The following is a 25586-nucleotide window of genomic DNA, read 5'->3' on the forward strand; positions in this document are numbered from 1 at the left end:
GGACCTCGTCCGGACCGGCGGGGACGACGTAGGCGACGAGGCGGTCCTCGCGCACGGTCACCACCGCGTGGGTCACGGTGTCGTGGGCGGTGAGCACGGCCTCGATCTCGCCGAGTTCGATGCGCAGGCCGCGCAGCTTCACCTGGAAGTCGGTGCGGCCCAGGTACTCCAGGTCACCCGCGCGGGTCCGCTTCACCAGGTCGCCCGTGCGATACATGCGGGCGCCCGTCGCCGCGAAGGGGTCGGCGACGAAACGGTCGGCGGTGAGGTCGGGGCGGCCGAGGTAGCCGCGGGCCAGCTGCGGCCCGGTCAGATACAGCTCACCGGCGACGCCCACGGGCACCGGGTGCAGCCGGGCGTCCAGCACGTGGCAGCCGGTGGCGCGGATCGGGCGGCCGATGGGGACGGTCTCGGTGTCGGCGTCGGTGACCTCGTGCCAGGTGACCTCCACCGCGGCCTCGGTCGGGCCGTAGAGGTTGTGGACGCGGGCCCCGAGCAGCTCCCGCGCGCGGCGCGCGGCGGGGGCGGGCAGCGCTTCCCCGGAGCAGAGCAAGTGCCGCAGCGAAACGCACTGCGCGGCAGCGCCTTCGGCGAGGAACGCGGTGAGCATGGACGGCACGAAATGCGCGACCGTGATTGCCTCCCGGCGAATCACCTCGGCCAGATATCCCGGATCGCGGTGCCCGTCGGGACGCGCCAGCACCAGCCGGGCCCCGGCCTGTAAGGGCCAGAAGAACTCGGGGACCGACACATCGAAGGTCGCGGGCGTCTTCTGGAGGACGGCGTCGGCGCCGTCCAGGGTGACGCACTCCTCCTGCATCCAGCGCAGCCGGTTCACGATCGCGCGATGGGTGACCGCGACGCCCTTGGGGCGGCCGGTCGATCCGGAGGTGAACAGGACGTAGGCGAGGCTGTCCGGGCGCGGATCACGATGCGGCAGCGGGGTTTCCGGATAGCCCGACAGATCCGGCGCGTCGTCGGCCGACAGCACGCACACCGGCCGCGCGACCGCGAGGATGTGCGCGATCCGCTCGGCCGGATGCTCGGGATCGAGCGGCAGATACGCCCCGCCCGCCGCCACCACGGCGTACATCCCCACCACCAGATCGATCGAGCGCGGGAATCGCAGCGCCACCACCGAATCCGGCCCCACGCCCCGCTCGACCAGATGATGCGCGAGTCGATGCACCCGGGCCGCGAACTCGGCGTACGACAGCGTGACGTCCTCGAACGAGATGGCGGGCCGCGTCGGCGTCCGCGTCACCTGTGCCTCGAACAACGACACCAGCGTCTCCGCCGACGCCTCGACGTGCCGGACGGGTGCGAGCCGGGCGCGGTCGTCCGCGCTCAGCAGATCGATATCGCCCACGGGCACACCGGGATCGGCGGCGACGGCGCGGAGGACGCGGGTGAGGCGGTCGGCCAGCGCGGCGGCGGTGGCCGGGTCGAACAGGTCGGTCGCGAAGCGGAGGCTTCCGGCGATGCCGTTCCCGGCGCGCAGGATCAGGTGCAGGTCGGCCTTGGCGGTGGGGTCGGGCAGGTCGAGCGGGGTGAGGGTGAGGTCGGTCGTCCCGAGCGCGGGCAGGGCGGTGTCCTCGGACTCGAAGACGCTGAACATGACCTGGAACAGGGGGTGGGCGCCGGTGGTGCGGTCCACGCCCAGCTCGTCCACCAGGCGTTCGAAGGGGAGTTCGGGGTGGGCGAGGGCGTCGAGATCGGTGTCACGGACCTGGTTCAGCAGATCGGCGAACGAGTCGTGGCCCGCGACCGGGGTGCGGAGGACGAGCGTGTTGACGAACATGCCGACCAGATCCCGGGTTTCGCGCTCGCCGCGACCGGCGACGGGAGTGCCCACCGCGATATCCGTGGTGGCGCAGGTGCGGGCCAGGACGACGGCGAAGGCGGCGTGCAGCACCATGAACAGGGTGGCGCCGTGCCGGGCGGCCAGATCGCGCAGCCGGGCCTCGAGGTCCGCATCGAGCGGGAAGTCCACGGCCGCGGCCGCGCCGGTCGGCCGGGCGGGGCGAGGACGGTCGGTGGGCAGGGGCAGTTGGGCGGGCAGGTCCGCGAGGGCGTCTCGCCAAAAGCGCAGTTGCTCGCGCGCCCAGGGGCTCGGCGCGGTGTCGGGGCCGAGCAGGTCGTGCTGCCACAGGCTGTAATCGGCGTACTGCACGGGCAGTGCGTCCCAGCCGGGTTCGGTGTCGGCGCGGCGATCGCGGTAGGCGCGCAGCAGGTCCGCGGCGAAGGGGGCCGCGGACAGGGCGTCCGCGGCGATGTGGTGCAGGACCACGATCAGAACGTGGTCGGTGGCGGTGATCCGGAACAGGGCGACGGCGACGGGCGCGGCGCGGGTGACATCGAAGGTGCGACCGGCCACGGCCGCGAGCGCGGCGGGCAGTTCGGCTTCGGTGACCGGCATCGGGGTCAGCTCGAGGGCGATTTCGCCGGGGGCGGCGATGTGCTGGTACGGGCCGTCCCCGTCGTCCGGATAGTGGGTGCGCAGAACCTCTTGGCGCGCAATGACATCCCGCAGGGCGTGTTCGAGAGCGGCTACCCGCAGCGGCCCGGTGAGGCGGAAAGCGACCGGCAGGTTGTAGGCGGGGGCGGCTCCCTCCTGGACCTCGACCCGGTTGAGGAACCACAGTCGCCGTTGCGCCGGGGAGAGCGGAATCCGTTGGGGCCGTGGCTGTGTCGTCAGCGGCGGCCGGGGGATGTCCGCGCCGCGGGCGTCCAGGGCGTGCGCGAGGGCCGCCACCGTGGGGGCGTCGAACAGCAGCCGCACCGGGACCCGGGTGCCGAATTCGGCGGCGAGGCGGGCGGTGACCTGGGTGGCCGCCAGGGAGCCGCCGCCCAGGGCGAAGAAGTCGTCGTCCGCGCCGACGCGTTCGGCCCGCACCACCTCCGCGAACACCCGCGCCACCAGCCGTTCGGTGGGGGTCGCGGGGGCGCGGAAGGCGTTGGCGCGCAACACCGGTACCGGCAGTGCGGCGCGATCGAGTTTGCCGCTGGTGTTGAGCGGGAACGCGTCGAGTTCCAGCACGGCCGTGGGCACGAGCGCGGGCGGCAGCACCGCCGCCAGATCCGCGCGCAGCCGCTCGGTGTCGAGTTCGGTTCCGGGACGGCGGATGACGTACGCGACGAGGTGATCGCCATCGACGAGCCGGACCACGGCCTGGCTCACCGCGGGCGAGCGCAGCAGCGCCGATTCGATCTCCGCCGGTTCCAGCCGCTGCCCGCGGAACTTGATCTGGAAATCGGTGCGGCCCAGGTACTCCAGCTCGCCCTCGGCGGTCCAGCGCACGAGATCGCCGGTGCGGTACAGGCGCGCGCCGGTCTCGCCAGCGGCGCCCTTGTGCTCGCCAGCGGCGCTCCTGCGATCGCCAGCGGCGCTCTTGTGATTGCCAGCGGCGCTCCTATGGACCCCGAAGGGGTCGGCCACGAAACGCTGTGCCGTGAGGTCCGCGCGGCCGTGATAACCCCGGGCCAGCTGCACGCCCGCCAGATACAGTTCGCCGGGCACCCCGATCGGGACCGGGTGCAGGCGCGCGTCCAACACGTAGACGCGCGAATTCCATTCCGGCTCACCGATCGGCACGCCGCGCGTATCGGCGTCGGTGGCCTCGTGCGCGGTGATGGACACCGCCGCCTCGGTCGGTCCGTACAGATTGTGCAGTCCGGCGTCGCTCACCGCCCGGAAGGCAGCGACGACCTCCGGCGGCAGGGCCTCGCCGATCACGAAGACGTCGCGCAGCGAGGCGATGTCGGCGCGGCGGACATGCGCGGCGAACACCGCCAGCATGGAGGGCACGAAATCGGTGAGCGTGACGCCGTGGCGCGCAATGGTTTCCGCGAGATAGGCAACGTCCCGGTGACCCTCGGGATCGGCGAGGACCACGGTCGCGCCGACGCGATGCGGCAGGAAGTACCCCCACAGCGACACGTCGAAGGTGGTCGCGGTCTTCTGGAGGTACACGTCATCCGCGCGCACGTCGTACCACTCCCGCATCCAGGCCAGCTGATTGGCGATGGCGCGATGCGGCACGGCCACCCCCTTGGGGGCGCCGGTCGAACCGGAGGTGAAGATGACGTAGGCCGGATGGTCGGGGTGCAGGGCGGCGCGGCGGTCCCGGTCCTCGACCCGCACGCCGGACCGGTCCGACAGGTCGAGTTCGTCGAGGCGGTGCGTGGGCCCCGCGTGCGGCAGGTCGACGGTCACGGCCGAGGTGGTGAGCACGGTGTGCGGGCGCGCGACCGCGAGGACGTGCGCGATGCGCTCGGCCGGGTGCGCGGGATCGACCGGCACATAGGCCGCGCCCGCCCGCAGCACCGCGTACATGGCGACCACCAGATCGATCGACCGCGGCAGGGCCAGCACCACGAGTGTCTCGGGGCCGACCCCGGTCTCGATGAGCAGGCGGGCCAGCCGGTTGGCCCGTTCGGACAGGTCGGCGTAGGTCAGTTCGGTATCGCCGTACACGAGCGCCCGCGCGCTGGGGGTGCGGCGCACCTGAGCGTCGAAGCCCTCGTGCAGGAAGCGGTCGGGCACCCGGCGGCCGCTGGCGTTCCAGGTGCCGGTGACGTAGTCGAGTTCGCCCGGGTCGAGCAGTTCCAGATCGCCCACCGGGCGGTCGGGGTCGGCGAGGGCCGCGGTGAGCAGGCGCAGGAACTTCGCCGCGAACTCGTCCACGGTAGCGGGATCGAAAAGGTCGGTGGCGTAGGTGAATTCGGCGCGATACCCGGTCGCGGCGGGCGAAACTGTCAGTTGCAGATCGAATTTGGCGAAACCGGGGTCGAAGTCGACCGGTTCGGCCTCGGCCCCGGGGAACGCGGCCGCCGGAAGGCCGAGGTCCTGCATGAACAGCGCCAGCTGGAACAGCGGGTGCCGGGCCCGGGAACGCGCGGGGTCGAGCACCTCCACCAGGCGTTCGAAGGGGATGTCGCGGTGGGCGAACGCGCGCAGGTCGGTCTCGCGGACGGCGGCCACGAGGTCGGCGAAACCGCGCTCGCCCCGAATCTCGGTGCGCAGCACGACCGTATTGACGAACATGCCCACGAGGTCGTCGAGACCGCGTTCGCCGCGCCCGGCGACCGGCGTGCCGATCGCGATATCGCCGGTGCCGGACAGGCGGGCCGCGAGCATCGCGAGCGCGGTGTGCAGCACCATGAACGGCGTCGCCCGCAGGCGCGCGGCGAGCCGCTCGACCGCCGCGCGCGTCGCGGCGTCGATAGCGAATTCGGTGGTCGCGCCGCGATAGCTCGACACCGCGGGCCGGGGACGGTCGGCGGGCAGGTCGAGCTGGGCGGGCAGATCGGCCAATTCCATTGTCCAGAAGGCGATCTGGCGGGCCGCCTCGGAACGGGGATCGCTCTCCGCGCCGAGCACGCGGCGCTGCCACAGCGCGTAGTCGGCGTACTGCACGGGCAGCGGCGTCCACTCCGGTGCGTGCCCGGACCGGCGGGCCGCGTAGGCGGCGCCGAGATCGCGCAGCAGGGGGCCCAGCGAGACGCCGTCGGCGGCGATGTGGTGCACGACCAGGACCACCGTGTGGTCGTCGATTCCGGTGCGCAGCAGCCGGATTCGAACCGGCACCTCGCGGGTCACGTCGAAGTCCGTCGCGGCGACGGCGCTGACGACCTCGGCGAGTTCGTGCTCCGGCACCTCGATCGGGTCGAGTTCGACCGCTCCGGCAGCGGTGATCAGCTGCGCCGGGCCGTCGGGGGTCTCCGGGTAGACCGTGCGCAGCACCTCGTGCCGGGCGAGCACATCGGCGACGGCGGCGGCCAGCGCGGGAACGTCCAGCGCGCCGCGCAGCCGCAGCGCGACGGGGATGTTGTCGACCGCCGCAGCGCCGGAACCGGATTCGTCGTGCGCGAGGCGGTTGAGGAACCACATGCGCCGTTGCGCCGGGGACAGCGGGATCCGGTCGGGGCGCGGTCCGGCGACCAGCGGCGGGCGGGCCGGGGCGGCGGCGGACCGGGCGGCCAGCCCGGCGGGGGTGGGCCGGTCGAAGAAGTCGCGCACATCGAGGTCGACGCCGAGCGCCGCGCCGATGCGGGCGATGACCCGGGTGGCGATGAGGGAGTTGCCGCCGAGGGCGAAGAAGTCGCCGTCGGCGCCCACCCGGTCGACGGCCAGCAGGTCGGCGAAGATCTCCGCGACCGCACGTTCCGCGTCCGTGCCGGGTTCACGGAATTCGGCTGTCCCGGTGTCGATCTCGGGTTCGGGCAGGGCACGCCGATCCAGTTTCCCGCTCGGGTTCACCGGCATGGCGTCCAGTTCGACCAGCACCGACGGCACCATGTAGTCGGGCAGTCGCGTCCGCGCGTCGGCGAGCACGGCGGCGCGGTCGACGGTCTCGCCCGCGGCGGCGACCACGTACCCGATGAGTCGATCGCCCGCGGTTCCGGGACGCAGCACCACCGCGGCCTGCGAGACCGCGTGCTGCCGCAGCAGCGCGGCCTCGACATCGCCGAGTTCGATCCGCAGGCCGCGCAGTTTGACCTGGAAGTCGATGCGGCCCAGGTACTCCAGTTCGCCCGGTCCGCCGTCGCGGGCCGGGCGGCGGCGCACGAGATCGCCGGTGCGGTACATGCGATCGCCGGGCGCGCCGTCCGGGGCGGCGACGAAACGCTCCGCGGTCAGGGCAGGGCGGGCGGTGTAGCCGCGCGCCAGCTGCACCCCGGCCAGATACAGCTCCCCCACCACGCCGGGCGGCACCGGCCGCAGGGCGTCGTCGAGGATCAGCAGCTCGACGTCGTCGGCGGCCGCGCCGATCGGCACGCTCAGCCGATCCTCGCCGGTCACCTCGTGGCCGGTGACGTCCACCGCCGCCTCGGTCGGCCCGTACAGGTTGTGCAGGGTGGCGCCGCTGATCTCGCGGAAGGCGGCGGCCGTTTCGGCGGGCAACGCCTCACCGGAGGCGAAGACGGTACGCAGCGAGTCGAGTCCGGCCGACCGGTCGCGGGCCGCGTCGGCGAATACGGCCAGCATGGACGGCACGAAATGGGCGACGGTGACGCGTTTCTCGGTGATCACGCGGATCAGATACGCCGGGTCGCGGTGCCCGTCGGGTTCGGCGACGACGAGGCGGGCGCCGATCTGCAAGGGCCAGAACAACTCCCACACCGACACGTCGAAGGTCGCCGGGGTCTTCTGCACCACCACGTCGGTGGGCAGCAGCGGATAGCGGCGCTGCCGCCAGCGCAGGTTCGCCACGATCGAACGATGCGACACCGCAACGCCTTTGGGACGGCCGGTGGAGCCGGAGGTGAAGATGACGTAGGCGAGATTGTCGGGCAGCGCGGTCGGCAGCGGTGCGTCGCAGCCGATCTCGCCCCCGGCCGCGTCGACGCGCAGCACCGGGGTGCCCGGCGGCAGGGCCGGTTCGTCACCGGCGGCGGTCAGCACGACGACGGGCGCGGCCACCTCGAGGACGTGGGCGAGGCGTTCGGCCGGGTGATCCGGATCGAGGGGCACGTACGCGCCGCCCGCCTTGTGCACGGCGTGCAGCGCGATCGGCAGCTCGAGCGAGCGCCGCAGCGCGATGCCGACCAGCGCGTCCGGGCCGACGCCGAGATCGACCAGGCGATGCGCGAGAGCCGTTGCGCGCGCGTCCACTTCGGCGTAGGTGAGGGTGTCGCCCCGGAATTCGAGGGCGACGGCGTCGGGGGTGCGGCGCACCTGCTCGGCGAACAGCGTGGCGAGGGTGTCGGGCGGGGCGAGGTTGGGCTCGAGCACGTCGGCGGCGGCGTCGAGGGCGTCGGTGAGCAGGTCGTCGAGCGCGGCGGCCAGCGCGCCCTCGGCCGCGTCCAGCAGGCCGGGCAGGCGGGTGGAGACGGCCATCGAGACGAGCGCGTCGGGACCGAGCGCGCCGCCCAGCGTCGCGCCGAGCGCGGCCAGTTCGGCCGCGAGCTCACCGTAGGCGAGGGCGTGGCCGTCGTGCCGCAGGGCGATGCGGCCGGGGTCGAGCCCGGCGACGGTGGCGACGAGGTCCGGCAGGTCGGCGAGGCCGTAGGCGTCGCGCGGCGGCCGGGGACGGCTGGGCCGGAGGGAGGCGATGTACTCGGCGTGCGACATCAGAGAGTTCCTTCCGAGCGGATCGGTCCCCGGGCGTGGTCGCGCAGGGAACGCAGGATTCGGGTGAGGCCGTCGGCCCCCAGGGCGGCGGGCAGGCCGGGGACCAGTCGCGCGAGGGCGACGTGCAGGACGGCCTCCGCGGTGGCGGCGGCGCCCAGCGCGCGGCGGACGGCGGTGAGGGTGGTGTGCAGTTCGGCGAAGGTGATCTCGCGCCCGTCGTGCCGCACGGCCACCGCGGCGGGCGGGGCGGCGGCGATCACGTCGGGGAGGTCGTCGAGCCGGTCCGGGTCGGGGGGTGCGCCGCGTTCGGCGTCGGTGCGAATGTCGATGGCGCGCACGGGAATCGACGGGTCCGCGGCGACCTCGGCGAGCACGCGCAGCAGGCGTTCGGCGTGCCGCGCGACGGTGTCGTGGTCGAAGATGTCGGTGGCGTAGTCGAATCGCAGGCCCAGGCCCGCGTCGTCCCGGTCGACCACGGTCAGGTGCAGATCGTATTTCGCCTCCCCCACCCCGAGGTCGAGGGCCTCGACGGTCAGGCCGGGCAGTTCGAGCTCGACCCGCGGCAGGTTCTGGAAGGTGAACAGCACCTGGAACAGCGGGGTGTGCGAACTCGCGCGGCGGCGGCCGGTGGCCTCGACCACGCGCTCGAAGGGCACCTCGGTGTGGTGCAGCGCGGCCAGATTCCCGGCGCCGGTGTGCCGCACCAGTTCCGCGAAACTCGCGCGCGGATCGATCTCGATGCGCAGCGCGACCGTATTGACGAACATGCCGATCATCCCGTCGAGTTCGCGCCGTCCCCGGCCCGCGACCGGGGCGCCGATGGTGAGGTCGCGGGCCCCGGACAGCTTGGCCAGCAGCACCGCGAAGGCGCTGTGCAGCACGGTGAACAGGGTGGTGCCGTGCTCGCGGGCCAGCTCGCCCAGCGCGGCGGCGGTGGCCGCGTCGAGCTCCGATTCGACGGTGGCGCAGCGGGTGTCGCGGCGGGCCGGACGGGGGCGGTCGGTGGGCAGGTCCAGCAGGTCGGGCGCGTCGGCGAGCCGCCGGGTCCAGTAGGCGAGCTGGCGGCCCGCGCGGCTGTCGGGGTCGGTGTCGGAGCCGAGGAGTTCGTGCTGCCACCGGCTGTAGTCGGCGTACTGGACCGCGAGCGGCGGCCAGCCGGGGGCGCGGCCCGCGCGGCGGCTGGTGTAGGCGGTCATGAGGTCCTGGGCGAGGGGCAGCATGGAGTAGCCGTCGGCGCTGATGTGGTGCACGACCACCACCACGATGTGCTCGGTGGGGCCGAGGCGCAGCAGCGTCGTCCGGATCGGCGGGGCGGCGGTGACGTCGAACCCGCGGGAGACGAATTCGGCTATGCGCGTGGCGGTTTCGTCGGGATTGATCGGTCGCGGGGTGAGGTCGAGGTCGACCTCGGCGGCCGGGCACACCTGTTGCACCGGTTCGTCGCGGAGTTCGGGATAGCGGGTGCGCAGGATCTCGTGCCGGTCCAGCAGGTCGATGGCGGCGGCCGCGAGGGCGTCGACATCGAGGTCGCCGCGCAGCCGCAGGGCGACCGGGACGTGGTAGGCGGCCGAATCCGGGGTCAGCCGGTTGAGCACCCACATGCGCCGCTGGGCCGGGGACAGCGGCGCGGGCTCGGCGCCGGGCCGGCGGACGAGGGCCGGTTCGGCGGCGGTTTCGGCCGAATCGACCAGGGCCGCAAGGCCTTCCACGGTGGGTGCCGCGAACACCGCTGACACCGGGACGCCGACGCCCAGGTCGGCGGCCAGCCGCGCCGCGAGCCGGGTGGCGAGCAGCGAATTGCCGCCCAAGGCGAAGAAGTCGTCGTCGCGGCCCGCGGCGGCGACACCGGTCAGCTCGGCGAAGGCCGCGGCGATCCGGTTCTCGGTCGCGCCGACCGGGGCGCGGAAGACGGCCTCGGTGAACACCGGGCGGGGCAGCCGGGCGCGGTCGATCTTGCCATTGGCGTTGAGCGGCAGCGTCTTCAGCACCACCACGGCCGCGGGGACCATATAGCGGGGCAGTTCCCGCAGCAGCGCCGCGCGTAGTCGTTCGCCGGTCGAATCGCCGTGCGGCACAGCGGCATAGGCGATGAGCCGCGTTCCGGCGTCGGGGTCCGAATGGGCCACCGCGACGGCGGCGGTCACGCCGGGGCGGCGCAGCAGGGCGGTCTCGATCTCGCCGAGTTCGATGCGGAAACCGCCGACCTTGACCTGGAAGTCGGCACGGTCCAGGTATTCGAGGCCGCCGTCGGCGCGGCGGCGCACGATATCGCCCGTGCGGTACACGCGCGTCCCGTCACCGGAGGGATCGGCCACGAAGCGGGCGGCGGTGAGCGCGGCGCGGCCCTGGTAGCCGCGCGCGAGTTGCGCGCCCGACAGGTACAACTCGCCCGGCACCCCGACCGGGACCGGCCGCAGCCGGTGGTCGAGGACGTGGGCGCGGCTGTTCCACACCGGTGTGCCGATGGGGACGGTGTGCTCGTGGTCGCCGGTCACCTCGAAAGCGGTGACGGAGACGGCGGTTTCGGTGGGTCCGTACAGGTTGTACAGCCGGGCGTCGCCGCGGCGGCGGACCTCGGCGGCCAGCGACGGCGGCAGCGCCTCGCCGATGGCGAGCACCGTGCGGAGCGTGGCGGGCAGCGGGGCGTCGGTCGCGGTCAGCAAGCCGAGCAGCGAGGGCACCGCGTGCAGAACGGTCACGCCGTGGCGAATCATCGCCGCGCGCAACCGGTCCGGATCGCGTTCGTCCCCGGGCGCGGTCACCACGATCCGGCCGCCGCTGGTGAGGGGCGACCAGAACTCCCACACCGACAGATCGAAGGTGGCGGGCGTCTTCAGCAGGGCGCACTGGTCGCCGTCGAGGCCGAAACACACTCGCAGCCAGCGCAATTGGTTGGCCACGGCGGCGTGCGGCACCGCGACGCCTTTGGGGGTGCCGGTGGATCCGGAGGTGAAGATGACATACGCCGGGTTCTCCGGACGCAGGGGCGCGAGCCGGTCGGCGTCGGTCACCGGGAGCGGCGAGTGGTCCGACAGGTCCAGCCCGTCGAGGGTGTCGAGCACGCGGATCGGGGCGGCGGCGTCGAGGATGTGGCGGATGCGGTCGGCGGGGTGGTCGGGGTCGAGGGGCACGTAGGCGCCGCCCGCCTTGACCACCGCGTACATGGCGACGACGAGATCCGCCGAGCGGCGCAGGGTCAGCGCGACCGTGGTCTCCGGGCGCACCCCGGCGGCGATCAGATGGCGGGCGAGACGGTTGGCGCGGGCGTCGAATTCGGCGTAGGTGAGGGTGGCGCCGGACTCGTCGACGAGGGCGACGGCGGCCGGGGTGGCCGCGGCCTGCCGGTCGAACAGTTCGGCCAGGGTCGCGGGCGGCAGCGGGTGATCGGTGTCGTTCCATCCGGCAAGCAGCTCGCGTTGCGCGCCGAGCAGATCCAGGTCGCCGATCGTGATACCCGGTTGGGCGGCAATGGTTTCCAGCACATCGCGCAGCTGGGTGAGCAGCCGGTGCGCGGTCGGCTCGGTGAACAGGTCGGTGGCCCAGCCGAGAGTGAGGTCCATGCCGATCGGGTCGCCGGTGGCGGTGTAGTTGTCGACGGCGAACAGGTGCAGATCGAATTGCGCCGTGTCCGGGGCGGTTTCGATCGGCGCGACGGTGAGGCCGGGCAGCCGGAGGTCCGGGCGCTCGTGGTTGTGGAACGACAGGCCCACCTGGACCAGCGGGTGCCGGGCCGTGGAGCGGTCCGGATTGAGCACCTCCACCAGGCGTTCGAAGGGAATGTCGGAGTGCGACAGGGCCGCGATGTCGGCGGCGCGGACCCGGGTGAGCAGATCGATGAACCGTTCGTCCTCGGCGACGGCGGTGCGCAGCACCACGGTATTGACGAACATGCCGATGACGTCGTCGAGCGCGGCGTCCCCGCGACCGTCGACCGGCGTGCCGACCGCGATGTCGCCGGTGCCGGACAGCCGGGCCAGCCAGGCGGCGAAGGCGGCGTGCACCACCATGAACAGCGTGGCCCCGTGGGCGCGGGCCACCGCGACGAGCCGGGCGTGCAGGTCGGCGTCCACGGTGAGGTCCAGGGTGCGGCCGCGCAGGCTCCGCACGGCAGGCCGGGGCAGATCGGTGGGCAGCTCCAGTTGATCGGGCAGTCCCGCCAGGGTCTCGGTCCAGAAACCGAGCTGACGGGCGGCGAGAGACGCCGGATCCGGTTCACTGCCCAGCAATTCCCGCTGCCACAGCGCGTAGTCGGCGTAGTGCACCGGCAGCGGATCCCAGGCGGGCGCCGAGCCGCCGCGGCGGGCGGTGTAGGCGGTCATCAGGTCCCGGGTGAACGGCACGATCGAGGAGCCGTCGGCGCAGATGTGGTGCAGCACCGCGGCGAGTACGTGGTCGTCGTCGCCGCATTCGAGCAGTTCGAGGTGGACCGGAACGCGGGTGGTGACATCGAAGGTGGTCGCGGCGAGCTGTCGGAGGTGTTGTCCCAGAACGGCATTCGGCACGACCGCCGGGTGCAGGGTGGGCACGGCCGCGTCCGTCGGCAGCACGACCTGCGCCGGGCCGTCCGGGGTCTCCGGGTACACCGTGCGCAGGGTTTCGTGCCGTTCGACGACGTCCCGCACGGCCGCCCGCAGGGCCGCGAGGTCGAGGCGGCCGGTGAGGCGCAGGGCGAGGGGGATGTTGTAGGCGGTGGTGGTGCGGTCGAAGCGGTTGAGGAACCACATGCGCCGCTGGGCGGGCGAGAGCGGCACGTGGGCGGGCCGTTCCCGGGCGATCAGGGCGGGGCGCGCGTCGGTGTCCGCACTGAGACGAGCCGCGAGGTCGGCCACCCGGGGGGCCTCGAAGACCGCGCGCACCGGCACCCGGGCGCCGAGGGCCGCGCCGAGGCGGGCGACGGCCTTGGCGGCCAGCAGGGAGCTGCCGCCGAGGGCGAAGAAGTCGTCGTCCGCGCCGACCGCCGTCGCGCGGCCGAGGACCTGGGCGTAGGCGTCGGCCACCAGCTGTTCGGTGACGGTGGCGGGGCGGCGGTAGGCGGCGGCCTCGAAGGTGGGGGCGGGCAGGGCGGCGCGGTCGAGTTTTCCGTTGCCGGTCAACGGGATTCGGTCGACCACGACCACCGCGTCGGGCACCATGTGCTCGGGCAGCCGCAGCGCCAGGCGGCGGCGCAGCGCGCGCGGATCGGTCGCGGCGGCGGCCACCACATAGCCGACGAGCCGGTCGGCGGTGTCGCCGGAGCGGACGACGACGGCCGCCTCCCGCACCTCGTCCTCGGCGAGCAGGGCGGACTCGATCTCGCCGAGTTCGACACGGAAGCCGCGCAGATTCACCTGCTGGTCGGCGCGGCCCAGATACTCGAGTTCGCCGTCGCGGGTCCAGCGGGCCAGATCGCCGGACCGGTAGGCCGTCGCGCCGGTGTCGCCGTACGGGTCGGCGACGAAGCGGGCCGCGGTCAGGGCGGGCCGGTCGAGGTAGCCGCGGGCGAGCTGCGGGCCGGAGACGTAGATCTCGCCGGGCACGCCGACCGGAACCGGACGCAGCCGCGAATCCAGTAGGCGCACGGTCAGTCCCGGCAGTGGGCCGCCGATGACGCCGGAGGCGTCGGTCTCCGGCGCGATCGGGCGGTGCGAGACGTGCACCGTGGTCTCGGTGATGCCGTACATATTGATCAGCCGCGGGGTGTCGCCGTAGCGGGCCGACCAGTCGCGCAGCCGCCGCGGTTCGAGGGCCTCGCCGCCGAAGATCACGTAGCGCAGGACGTGGTCGGCGGGCGGTTCGGCGAGGTCGGCGGCGGCCAATTGGTAGAAGGCCGAGGGTGTTTGGTTGAGGACGGTCACACCCTCGGTGATCAGCAGCTCCCGGAACTGCTGCGGCGAGCGGGCGGTGAAGTAGTCCACGACCACGACCGTGCCGCCGTGCAGCAGCGCGCCCCACAGCTCCCAGACCGAGAAGTCGAAGGCGTAGGAGTGGAACAGTGTCCACACATCCGACGGCCCGAAGTCGAACAGGTGGCTCGTATTGTCCAGCAGCGCAACGACATTCGTGTGCGGCACCAGCACGCCCTTGGGGCGGCCGGTGGAGCCGGAGGTGTAGATGACGTAGGCGGGGTGTTCCGGCCGCAGGGGCGTCCGCCGGTCGGCGTCGGTGATCGCCCCGGCCGGGACGTCCGGCTGGTCGACATCGATGATCGGGCCCGGGAACCGGTCCGCGGGCAGGGTCGCACCGGCCCCGGTGACCGCGCACAGCGGGCGGGCGTCGGCGAGGACGTAGGCGATGCGATCGGCGGGGTAGGCCGGATCGACCGGCAGATAGCCGCCCCCGGCCTTCAGCACCGCCAGCAGGGCCACCGCGAGTTCGGCCGAACGCGGCAAGGCCACGGCCACCAGTGTTTCCGGGCCCACACCCGTCTCGATCAGGCGGCGCGCCAGCCGGTCGGAGCGGATGTCGAGATCGCGGTAGGTCAGGCTCGTGCCGCCCGCGCGGACGGCCACGGCCCCGGGGCGGGCGGCTGCCACGACCGCGAATCTTTCTGTCAGCGTGTGCTTTTCGGCGACGCTGGGTGCGGTGGTGGCCCATTCGCGCAGGGCGCGGCGCTGCTCCTCGGCGCTGAGCAACTGGATATCGCCGACCACCACGGTGGAGTCCGCGGCGACGGCGGCGAGGACCTGGGCGAAGCGGCGGGCCAGCACGGCGACCGTCTCGGCGTCGAAAACGTCGGTGGCGTAGGTGATCTCGATATCCATCCCGGCGGCCCGGCCGTCGCCGCCACGCGCCTCGGTGACCGTGAACTGGAGATCGAATTTCGCGCCGAGCGCGTCCATCGGCTCGGGGCGCACCGTGAGGCCGTCCAGCCGCACCGCCGGGATGGTGAAGTTCTGGAAGGTCAGCGCGACCTGGAACAGCGGATGCCGATGCGCGGCGCGGGCGGGGGCGAGTTCCTCGACGATCCGATCGAACGGGACATCGGCGTGCGAGAGGGCCGAGATATCCTGGGCGCGAACCTTTCTCAGTAGGTCGTCGAAGCGTTCGCGCAGATCGATCTCGCTGCGCAGCACCAGGGTGTTGACGAACATGCCGACCAGATCGTCCAGGGCGGCGTCACCGCGTCCGGCGACCGGTGTGCCGATGGTGATATCGGACCCGCCCGACAATCGGGCCAGCAGCACCGCGAGCGCGGCGTGCACCGTGCTGAACAGGGTGGCGTCGTATTTGCGGGCCAGTTCGGCGAGTTCGCCGTGCAGATCGGAATCGATGCCCAGCCGGTGGGTGCCCGCCGCGTGCGACGGTTCGGCCGGGTGCGGGCGATCGGTGGGCAGGGCGAGCGCCTCCGGCGCACCGGCCAGCGCGTCGCGCCAGTAGGTGAGCTGGCGGTGCAGTTCGGAGCCGAAATCCTCGGCGGCGCCGAGCATTTCGGTCTGCCAGAGCGCGTAATCCGCGTACCGCACCGGCAGCTCCCGCCAGTGCGTCGGGTGTCCGCGCCGCCGGGCGTCGTAGGCGGTCACCAGATCCCGGGCCAGCGGGCCGAGGGAGAACCCGTCCGCCGCGATGTGGTGCAGCACCAGCACGAGGACGTGTTCGGTGGGCGCGAGCGGGACCAGCGCCGCGCGCAACGGGGTCTGCCGGGTGAGATCGAATCCGCGGCTCGCGAAAGTCGTTGTGGCGGAATCGGGGAGCTCCTCGAGGCGGATGTCGGGGGCCACCACGACCTGTTCGGGGCCGTCCGGACCGTCGGGGTGGATCGTACGCAGGGTCTCGTGCCGGGTGACGAGATCGACCAGGGCCGCCGCCAGGGCCGCGCGGTCGAGAGGGCCGGAGAGGCGGATGGCGAGCGGAATGCTGTCGACGGCCGCGGCCGGGCCGTCGGGGTGATCGGCCCGGTAGCGGTTGAGGAACCAGAGCCGGTGCTGGGCCGGGGCCAGCGGGACGCGGGCGGGGCGCAGGCGCGGGGTGAGGGCGGGCAGATGGTGATGGCGGGCAGCGACTTCGGCGCGCGCGGCCAGGGCCGTGACGGTGGGGGCGTCGAAGATCAGCCGGACGGGGAACCGGGCGCCCAGCAGCGCGCCGAGCCGGGCCACCACGCGGGCGGCCAGCAGGGAATTGCCGCCGAGGGCGAAGAAATCGTCGTCGGCACCGACCTTCTCCAGACCCAGCAGATCGGCGAAGATACCCGCCACGGCCTCCTCCACCGAGGTGGTGGGGGCACGGAACTCGGTGGCCGCGAACACCGGTGCGGGCAGCGCCTTGCGGTCGAGCTTGCCGGAGGCGGTGAGCGGGAATGCGTCGAGGACCATGACGACGGCCGGGACCATGTACCCGGGCACGCGCTCGGCGAGCCGGGCACGGACGAGATCAACGTCCAGGGCCACGCCGGGGGCGGCCACGAGATAGGCGACCAAGGTTTCGTCGAGGTGGGCGACGACCGCCCCGGCGACGCCGTCGATCGCGGTGAGCGCGGCCTCGATCTCGCCGAGCTCGATCCGCAGGCCGCGCAGTTTCACCTGGAAGTCGGTGCGGCCCAGGTACTTCAGTTCGCCGTCGGCGGTCCAGGTGGCGAGGTCGCCCGTGCGATACATGCGCCCGCCCTCCGGTCCCGTGAAGGGGTCGGCGGTGAAGCGCTCGGCGGTCAGATCCGGGCGCGCGACATAGCCGTGCGCCAGCTGGACACCGGCGAGATACAGCTCGCCCGTCACCCCTGGCGGGACGGGACGTAACCGGTTGTCCAGCACATAGACCCGGGTATTGGCGACGGGACGGCCGATCGGCACCGACTCGGTGTCGGCGTCGGTGACCCGGTGATAGGTGACGTCGACCGCGGCCTCGGTCGGCCCGTACAGGTTGTGCAGCTCCGCCCCGGTCAGCTCGCGCAGCCGATGGGCGGGCCTGGGCGACAACGCCTCTCCCGAGGCGAACACCATCCGCAGCGAGACGCATTGCGCGGCGGCGCTTTCGGTGACGAACACCGCCAGCATGGACGGCACGAAGTGGGCGACCGTCACACCCTCGGCGGCGATGAGGTCCGCGAGATAGGCCGGATCCCGATGTCCGCCGGGTTCGGTCACGACCAGGCGCGCGCCGATCTGCAAGGGCCAGAACAGCTCCCACACCGACACGTCGAAGGTCGCCGGGGTCTTCTGCAACACCACATCGGCCGCGGTGAGCCCGTATTCCGCCTGCATCCACAGCAATCGGTTCACGATCGCCGACTGCGGCACCGCTACACCCTTGGGCCGACCGGTCGAGCCCGAGGTGAAGATGATGTACGCGGTGTCCGACGGCCGCGACGGACGCGGGCGGTCGGCGTCGGTCACCGGCGCGGTGTCGACGCCCGACAGGTCCGGCAGTTCGGTCAGCACGCACACCGGGCGCGCGGTGGCGAGCATGTCCTCGATCCGGGCGCGGGGATGATCCGGGTCCAGCGGCACGTACGCCGCGCCGCTGAGCGTCACCCCGTAGACGGCCACCACCAGATCGAGCGAACGCGGCAGGGCCAGGGCGACACAGGTTCCCGGGCCCGCGCCTCGGTCGAGCAGATACCGGGCGAGGGCGTTGGCCCGATCGGACAGGGCGCGATAGGTGAGCGTCGTGCCCTCGAAGGTGAGCGCGGGCGCGTCGGGCGCGCGCCGCACCCGCTCGGCGAACAGTGCGGCCAACACTGTGTCCGACAAGGGGCGGGCGGTGTCGTTCCACGCGGTGAGCAGCCGGGAACGTTCGGCGTCGGTCAGCAGGTCCACCGCGCCGAGCGGGTCGTGCGGCCGGGCGGTGAGCTTGTCGACGGCGAGCGGCAAGCGGTGGGCGAAATCGGCGACGGTCGCGGGGTCGAACAGATCGGTCGCGTATTCGAGGGTGGCCGCCAGGCCGCCGTCGGGGCGCGGGGTGAGGATCGCGTGCAGGTCGAATTTGGCGGTGTCCGAGGCGATGTCGAGACGCTCGGCGGCGAGGCCCGCGAGTTCGAGGGCGGCGGGCGCCGCGTCGCGCAGGTCGAGCATGACCTGGAACAGCGGATGCCGCGCCCGCGAGCGGGGCGGGTTCAGGATCTCCACGAGGCGCTCGAAGGGCAGGTCGGCGTGGGCGAAGGCGCGCAGGTCGGTCTCCCGCACACTCGCCAGCAGGTCGGTGAACGAGCGCTCGGGCGCGACCTCGGTGCGCAGTACCAGGGTGTTGACGAACATGCCGACGAGATCGTCGAGTTCGGGCGCGCCGCGCCCGGCGACCGGGGTGCCGATGGCGATGTCGGCGGTGGCGGCGAGCTTGGCCAGCACCGTCGCGAACACCGCGTGCAGCGCCATGAACAGCGAGGCGTGCGCGTCCCGGGCGAGCGCGCGCAGCCGGTGCACGCGCCGCGCGTCGAGGACGAACTCGTGGCGCGCGCCCCGGCCGGAGGCGACCGCGGGGCGCGGCCGGTCCGCCGGGAGGGCGAGCACGTCGGGCAGCGCGTCGAGTTCGCTTGTCCAGTAGGCGATCTGACGGGCCATGAGCGAGTCGGGATCGTCCTCGGCGCCGAGTACCGCCCGCTGCCACAGCGTGTAGTCGGCGTACTGGACAGGCAGTTCGGGCCAGCCGGGCGGGGTGCCGTCGACGCGGGCGGCGTAGGCGCACAGGAGGTCTCGGGTGAGCGGGCCGATGGACCAGCCGTCGGCGGCGATGTGATGGACGGCGACGATCAGGACGTGCACGCCGGGTGCGGTGCGCAGCAATTCGATTCGGATCGGGGGCTGCTCGGCGACGGCGAACGCGGTTTCCGACAGGGTCCGAAGGTATTCCGGCACCGCGCTTTCCGGTACGTCCTGGGGACGTGGATCGAGGGTCAGCTCGTCGGTGCGGAGGATCTCCTGGCGGGGCACGCCGTCGACGGCCGGGTACCGGGTGCGCAGCGCCTCGTGCCGGTCCAGCACGTCGAGGACGGCCGCGCCGAGCGCTGCGGTGTCCAGCGGTCCGCGCAGCGCGATCGCGGCGATCAGATTGTGCACGGCGTCGGCGTCGAACTGGTTGAGGAACCACATGCGCTGCTGGGCGTACGACAACGGCACCACCGCGGGCCGCACGCCCGCCGCGGGGGCGGGCACCGCGCGCGCGACCTCCCCGCTCAGTCCCCGGGCCAGCGCGGCGACGGTCGGGTGTTCGAACAGCGCGCGCACCGGCACCTCCCGGCCGAGCAGCCCGCCCAGCCGACCCGAAATGCGGGTGGCGGCCAGGGAAGTGCCGCCCAGGGCGAAGAAGTCGTCGTCGAGCCCGACCCGATCCACGCCGAGGACCTGGCGGAAGACAGCGGCGACGGTCCGCTCCGCGGGGGTGCGCGGCGGCCGGAACCGCACCGGCGCGAGCACCGGATCGGGCAGGGCCTTGCGGTCGAGTTTGCCGGACGCGGTCAGCGGCAGGGCGTCGAGCCGCTGGTACACCGTCGGCACCAGATACGACGGCAGGGTGGCCCGGAGTCGTTCGGCCACAATGGTTTCCGGGTCGGCCAGGTCGGTGACGAGGTAGGCGGCCAGCAGATCACCGGCGCGGTGCGCGACGACGCGGACGGCCGCCGCGCGCACGCCCGGCACGGCCAGCAGCGCGGCCTCGATCTCGCCGAGTTCGACCCGTTGGCCGCGCACCTTGACCTGGAAGTCGCCGCGGCCCAGGTATTCCAGCCCGCGGTCGCGGCGGCGGCGCACCAGATCCCCGGTCCGGTACATGCGTTCCCCGCCGGGCGCGGCCACGAAGCGTTCGGCGGTCAGACCCGCGCGGCCCAGATAGCCGCGGGCCAGCTGGACGCCGGACAGGTACAGCTCGCCGGGCACGAGATCCGGCACCGGGCGCAGCCGGGCGTCGAGGACGCGGGCCCGGCCCTCGCGCACCGGCGTGCCGATCGGGACCGGCCCCGAGAGCGCGCCGGTGACCGCGAAGTACGTGGCGTGCACGGTGAATTCGGTGGGTCCGTAGAGATTGTGCACCCGCACGTGTGGCGGGAGGGCGGCGGCGACCTCACCGGTCAGCGCCTCCCCCGCCGCGAACACCAGCCGCAGCGAGCCGAGGCGCGCGGGATCGATCTCCTCGGCGAAGACCGCCAGTTGCGCGGGCACGAAGGAGGTCATGGTGACGCCGTGCTCGGCGATGAGGCGGGCCAGCTGGGCGGTGTCGCGGTGCGCGCCGGGGGCCGCCACCACCAGCCGGGCCCCGCGGCACAGCGGCGCGAAGATCTCCCAGACCGAGACGTCGAAGGTGGTGGGCGTCTTGAACAGCACCACATCGGCGGGGGTGATGTCGTATTCGTCGGCGATCCACGAGATCTGGTTGGCCAGCGAATCATGCTGGATCGCAACACCTTTGGGTTGCCCGGTGGATCCGGAGGTGAAGATCGCGTAGGCGAGCCCGGCGGGCCGCGGCGACGGCGTGACGGCCGCGGGCGGCTCGCGGCGATCCAGGTCGCGCACGTCCTCGGCGGTGAGCACCCGGATCGGGCGGGCCACCTCGACCGCGTGCCGCAGGCGGGCCTCGGGCTGGTCGGGATCGACCGGCACGTACGCGCCCCCGGCCGCGAGGACCGCGCAGGCGGCGACGACGAATTCGGCCGAGCGGCCGATGTTCAGCACGACCGTGGTCTCGGGGCCGACGCCGCGGGCACGCAGGTGCCGGGCGAGCCGGTCGACCCGGGCGGCGGTGTCGGCGAAGGTGAGCCGGTGTTCGCCGTCGACGATGGCGAGGGCGTCGGGTGTGCGGCGCGCCTGCGCCCGGAACGCGTCCACCACGGATTCGTAGGGGTGCGGCGACCGCTCGCCCAGTCCGGCCGCCTCGATCCGGCGCTGCTCGGCCGCGTCCAGCAGGGGCAGATCGGCGACGGCCCGGCCGTCGTCGGCGAGGGCCGCGCTCAGCAGCCGCACGAATCCGCGCGCGAATCCGGCGACGGTCTCGGGGTCGAAAAGGTCGGTGGCGTAGGCGAATTCGGCGTCGATGCTGGTGGCGCGCTCGGTGATGGTGAGGTGCAGATCGAATTTGGTGACGCCGGTGTCGAGGGTCTCGGTGCGCACCGACAGGCCGGGGAGTTCGAGGGCGGCGGCGTCGGCGCCCGCGAAGGACAGCATCACCTGGAACACCGGGTGCCGGGCCCGCGACCGGGTCGGTTCGAGGGCCTCCACCAGCTGTTCGAACGGCAGCTCGGCGTGCGCGAAGGCGGCCAGATCGGCGTCCCGGACCTCGGCGAGCAGCGCGGCGAACGAGCGTTCCGCCGGGACCCGGGTGCGCAGGGCGAGGGTGTTGACGAACATGCCGATCAGGTCGTCCAGCGCGCGCTCGCCGCGACCCGATACCGGGGTGCCGATGACGATGTCGTCGGTGCCCGCCAGCCGGGCCAGCAACACCGCGAGGGCCGTGTGTACCAGCATGAACAGCGACACCCCGTGATTCCGCGCGGCCGCGGCGGCGGCGTGGAACAGGTCGTCGGGAATCGCGAAGGCGTGCACCGCGCCGCGACCGCTGGCGACCACCGGGCGCGGCCGATCCGCGGGCAGGTCCAGGTGTTCGGGCGCACCGGCCAGGGCCGCGGTCCAGTGGGCCAGCTGCGCGGCCGCGAGCGATTCCGGATCGGCCGGATCGCCGAGCCGATCCCGCAGCCACAGCGTGTAATCGGCGTATTGCACCGGCAGCGGCGGCCAGCCGGGCGCGTGTCCGGCGCGGCGGGCGGTGTAGGCGAACGCCACCTCCCGGGCCAGCACGGGCAGCGACAGGCCGTCCGCGGCGATGTGGTGCAGCACGACGGCGAGCGCGCAGTCCGTCTCGGTGACGCGAAACAGTCTGGCGCGCAAGGGAATCTCGTGCTCAAGGTCGAAGCCGCGGGCCGCGAACCGGCGCAGTTCGGCGTCGAGCTCGGTCGCGGCGACGGGCTCGATCGCGGGCGCGGTGAAGGCGGCGAGCCGCTGTTCGGCCGAACCGTCGGCGCGGGTGGGGAATACGGTGCGCAGCACCTCGTGCCGCTCCGCCACATCGGCCAGCGCCGCGCGCAAGGCGTCAAGGTCGGCGGCGCCGGACAGCCGCACCACGAACGGCATGTTGTAGGCCGCGCCCGCGCGTTCGAGCCGATTCAAGAACCAGATCCGCTGCTGCGCGGGGGAGAGCGGCAGCACCTCCGGGCGCGGACGCGTCCGCAGGGGGCGGGTCGCGGCGGCGTCCTCGTCGAGAAACGCGGTGTCGACGGCCGCGGCGAGGGCCGCGACCGTGGGCGCGGCGAACACCTCGCGCACCCCGAGCCGTGCGCCGAGGTCGGCGTTGAGCCGGGCCGCGAGCCGGGTCGCCACCAGCGAATTGCCGCCGAGGGCGAAGAAGTCGTCGTCCGCGCCGACCGTGTCCCGGCCCAGCACCTCCGCGAAGACCCGGGCGATCGCGCGTTCGGTCGCCGTCTCCGGGTCGCGGCGGGACTCGGCGCGAGTGGGGGCGGGCAGCGCGGCGCGGTCGAGTTTGCCGGAGGAGTTCACCGGCAGCGCGTCCAGCACGACGAAGGCCGCGGGGATCATGTAGGCGGGCAAGCGGCGGGCCACCGCGGCCCGCAGGATCAGCGGATCGATTGTGCCGGAGGCGGTTTCGACGACATAGGCCACCAGCTGTTCGCCCAGGCCGGTGTCGTCGCGCACCACCACCACGGCCCGCGCGACCGCGTCCACCGTCGTGAGTACGGCCTCGATCTCCCCCGGTTCGATCCGCTGCCCGCGCAGCTTCACCTGGAAGTCGGTGCGGCCCAGATACTCCAGCTCACCCGACGCCGTCCAGCGCACCAGATCGCCGGTGCGGTACATGCGGGAGGCGCCACCGGAGTCATCGCCGGAGGCGCCATCACGTACCCCGAAGGGGTCGGCCACGAAACGGCCCGCGGTGAGGCCCGATCCGCCGACGTAGCCCCGGGCGAGCTGAACCCCCGACAGATACAGCTCACCCGGGACTCCGACCGGCACCGGCCGCAACCGTGAATCCAGTACGTACAGCCGGGTGTTGAACACCGGGGCGCCGATCGGCACCCCGGTCGAGTCCGCCTCGGTCACCTCGTGGGCGGTCACGTCGACCGCGGCCTCGGTGGGACCGTACAGGTTGTGCAGCCGGGCCCGCGTCGCGGCCAGCAGCCGCCGCGCGGTCGACGCGGGCAGCGCCTCCCCGGAACAGAAGACCAGCCGCAGCGACCGCAGCGCGGTCACCTCCGCCTCGGCGAGGAAGACCTCGAGCATGGACGGCACGAAATGGATTGCGGTGACACCGTATTCGGCGATGGTCCGGCACAGGTAGGCGGGGTCGCGATGACCGTCCGGCAGCGCGGGCACCAGCGTCGCACCGGTCTGCAAGGGCCAGCAGAACTCCCACACCGACACGTCGAAGGTGGCCGGGGTCTTCTGCAACACGACATCGCCGGGACCCAGCCGATAGGCGCGCTGCATCCACACCAGCCGGTTGACGATCGCCGCGTGGGCGACCGCGACGCCCTTGGGTCGCCCGGTCGAACCGGAGGTGAAGATCACGTAGGCCGGATGCTCCGGGCGCAGCGGCGCGGTCCGCTCCCGATCCCACACCGGACCCGCGGGCAGCCCCGACAGGTCGAGGCGATCAAGTTCCACCCGGGGGACGGGCGATTCGGGGAAACCGCCGGAGGTGGTGAGCACGCAGACCGGCTCGGCCGTGGCCAGGACGTAGGCGGTGCGGTCGGCGGGATGGTCCGGATCGAGCGGAACGTAGGCCGCCCCGGCGGCGAGCACGGCGTGCACCGCCACCACCAGCTCCGGGGAGCGGTCCAGATGCAGTGCCACCCGCGACTCCGGGCCCACGCCCAGCGAGATGAGGTGGCGCGCAAGGCGATTCACCCGCGAGGCCAGGTCGGCGTAGGTGTGGTCGGGGTGGTCCTGGAACCGCAGCGCCACCGCGTCCGGGGTCCGGGCGGCCTGCGCCTCGAACATCGACACCAGCGTGGCGCGGGCGCCGCCCGCCGCCAACTCGCGGATGTCGACGGCGGTGTCGTTCCAGATCCGCAGGGTCACCTCGCGTTCCAGTCCCGTGGTCACCTCGACCGAGGTCACGGGCTGTTCGGGGGCGAGGTCGAGCAGCCGATCCAGGAAACCGACGAAGCGGGCGTGCTGACGGGCGAGAGCGTCGGCGTCGTAGAGATTCGGATTGGCCTCGAGATCGAGGTGCACATGGTCGCTGTCGCCGTAGTAGACGTTCAGGCTCAGATCCTCGACCGGGCCGGTGGACAGCACGTGATAGCGACCGACGGTGTCGCCCAACGCCAGATCGCTCCGGAACAGCATGAGATTGGCCAGCGGCCCGAACAGCGCGCGACCCGCGCCGCCGTCCAGGCCCAGATCGCGGCGGATGTCCTCGTGCCGATACCGCTGATGCCGCAGGGCCCCGGCCACTTCCACCCGGACCGCGCGCAGCAGCGCACCCCAGCTCCCCGTCCCGGGCAGTCGCAGCGGCACGATATTGGACAGCATCCCCGCCGAGCGGCGCGCGAGCGCGGTGGTGCGGGCGGTGACCGGAAGGCTGAGCACGGCCTCGTCGCGGTCGGTGATCCGGGCCAGGTACGCGGCGAACGCGGCGAGCAGGACGACGGCCGGGGTCGAATCCTGTTCCGCGGCGCGCGCGTTCAGGCGTTCGACGACCCGGCCGGGTAGTCGGCGGCCGAAGACGAGATTGCCCGCCGCGCGCGGGGCGTTGCGGCCGTCGAGGGTGGTCGGCTCCAATCCGGCCACGCGTTCGGCCCAGTAGTCGCGGTCCGCGGCGAACCGGGTGCTGTCGCGATAGGACAGCTCCCGCGCGACCAGGTCCGACAGCTCGCCCGCGGTGTTCGGGCCGGGATCGGTCCCGCGCAGCCGCGCGGTGTACCGCTCGGCGACCCGGCGGGTGTTGGTGAGCGCCCCGTACCCGTCGAGCACCAGGTGATGGACGCGCAGATACCAGAAGTAGCGGCGGTCGGCGACGCGCAGCAGGGCCCCCGCGAACAGGCGGTCGACGGTGAGATCGATCGGGGCGGTGTAGTCCGCGCGCATCCACGTCCGCGCGGCCGCGACCGGATCGGCCTCGCCCCGCAGATCGATCAGCGGAATCTCGACCGGCAGGCCGGGATCCACGCACAGCCACGGCTCCCCGTCCGAAACCACCACGCGCGCCACGGTGGAACCGAACTCGCGCGCGGCCGCCACCGAAACCTCTTGCAGCACCGCCGCGTCGACCTCGCCGCGCACGTCCACGTACTGGGCGATATTGATCGGCGTCGCCGGGTCGAGCTGCTGGGCGTACCAGACGCCGAGCTGCGCCGGGGCCAGCGGGACCATCTGCACCAGAGCCTCCTCGAAATCCACGAATCGACCTGTGGCCGAACGTTTTTCGGGCAGCACGAACCAAGCGGCCACCGCCCCACCATGGTGAATTCAACGAATCGCGCAAGACCCGGGCCGACCCCGGCAATGCGCTGTCTCCTACCTCTGGGCCCCCACTTCCGGGGGCCTCGTTCCATGCAGCGAAGACTAGGCGTTAACGAAATAAAACGGGATAGTTT

The 25586-nt window shown here is 73.0% G+C and carries 2 protein-coding genes (1 of these 2 cut by a window edge); both read right to left on the reverse strand.

Annotation, left to right across the window (positions count from 1 at the left end):
- Nucleotides 1-8077 carry the 5' end (the start) of a non-ribosomal peptide synthase/polyketide synthase gene (locus tag ACWDSJ_RS08500; protein ID WP_450030273.1) on the reverse strand. 16940 nt of this gene lie to the left of the window's left edge, so the window shows 8077 of its 25017 coding nt (coding positions 1-8077); its start codon is at nucleotides 8075-8077; its stop codon lies off the left edge, out of view.
- Entirely contained in the window at nucleotides 8077-25440 is a 17364-nt protein-coding gene (locus tag ACWDSJ_RS08505; protein ID WP_450030275.1) for a non-ribosomal peptide synthase/polyketide synthase, read from the reverse strand. Before ACWDSJ_RS08505 ends, ACWDSJ_RS08500 begins: the two co-directional genes overlap by 1 nt.
- Nucleotides 25441-25586: the final 146 nt, after the last annotated feature.

It is taken from the genome of Nocardia sp. NPDC003482, from assembly GCF_053588115.1.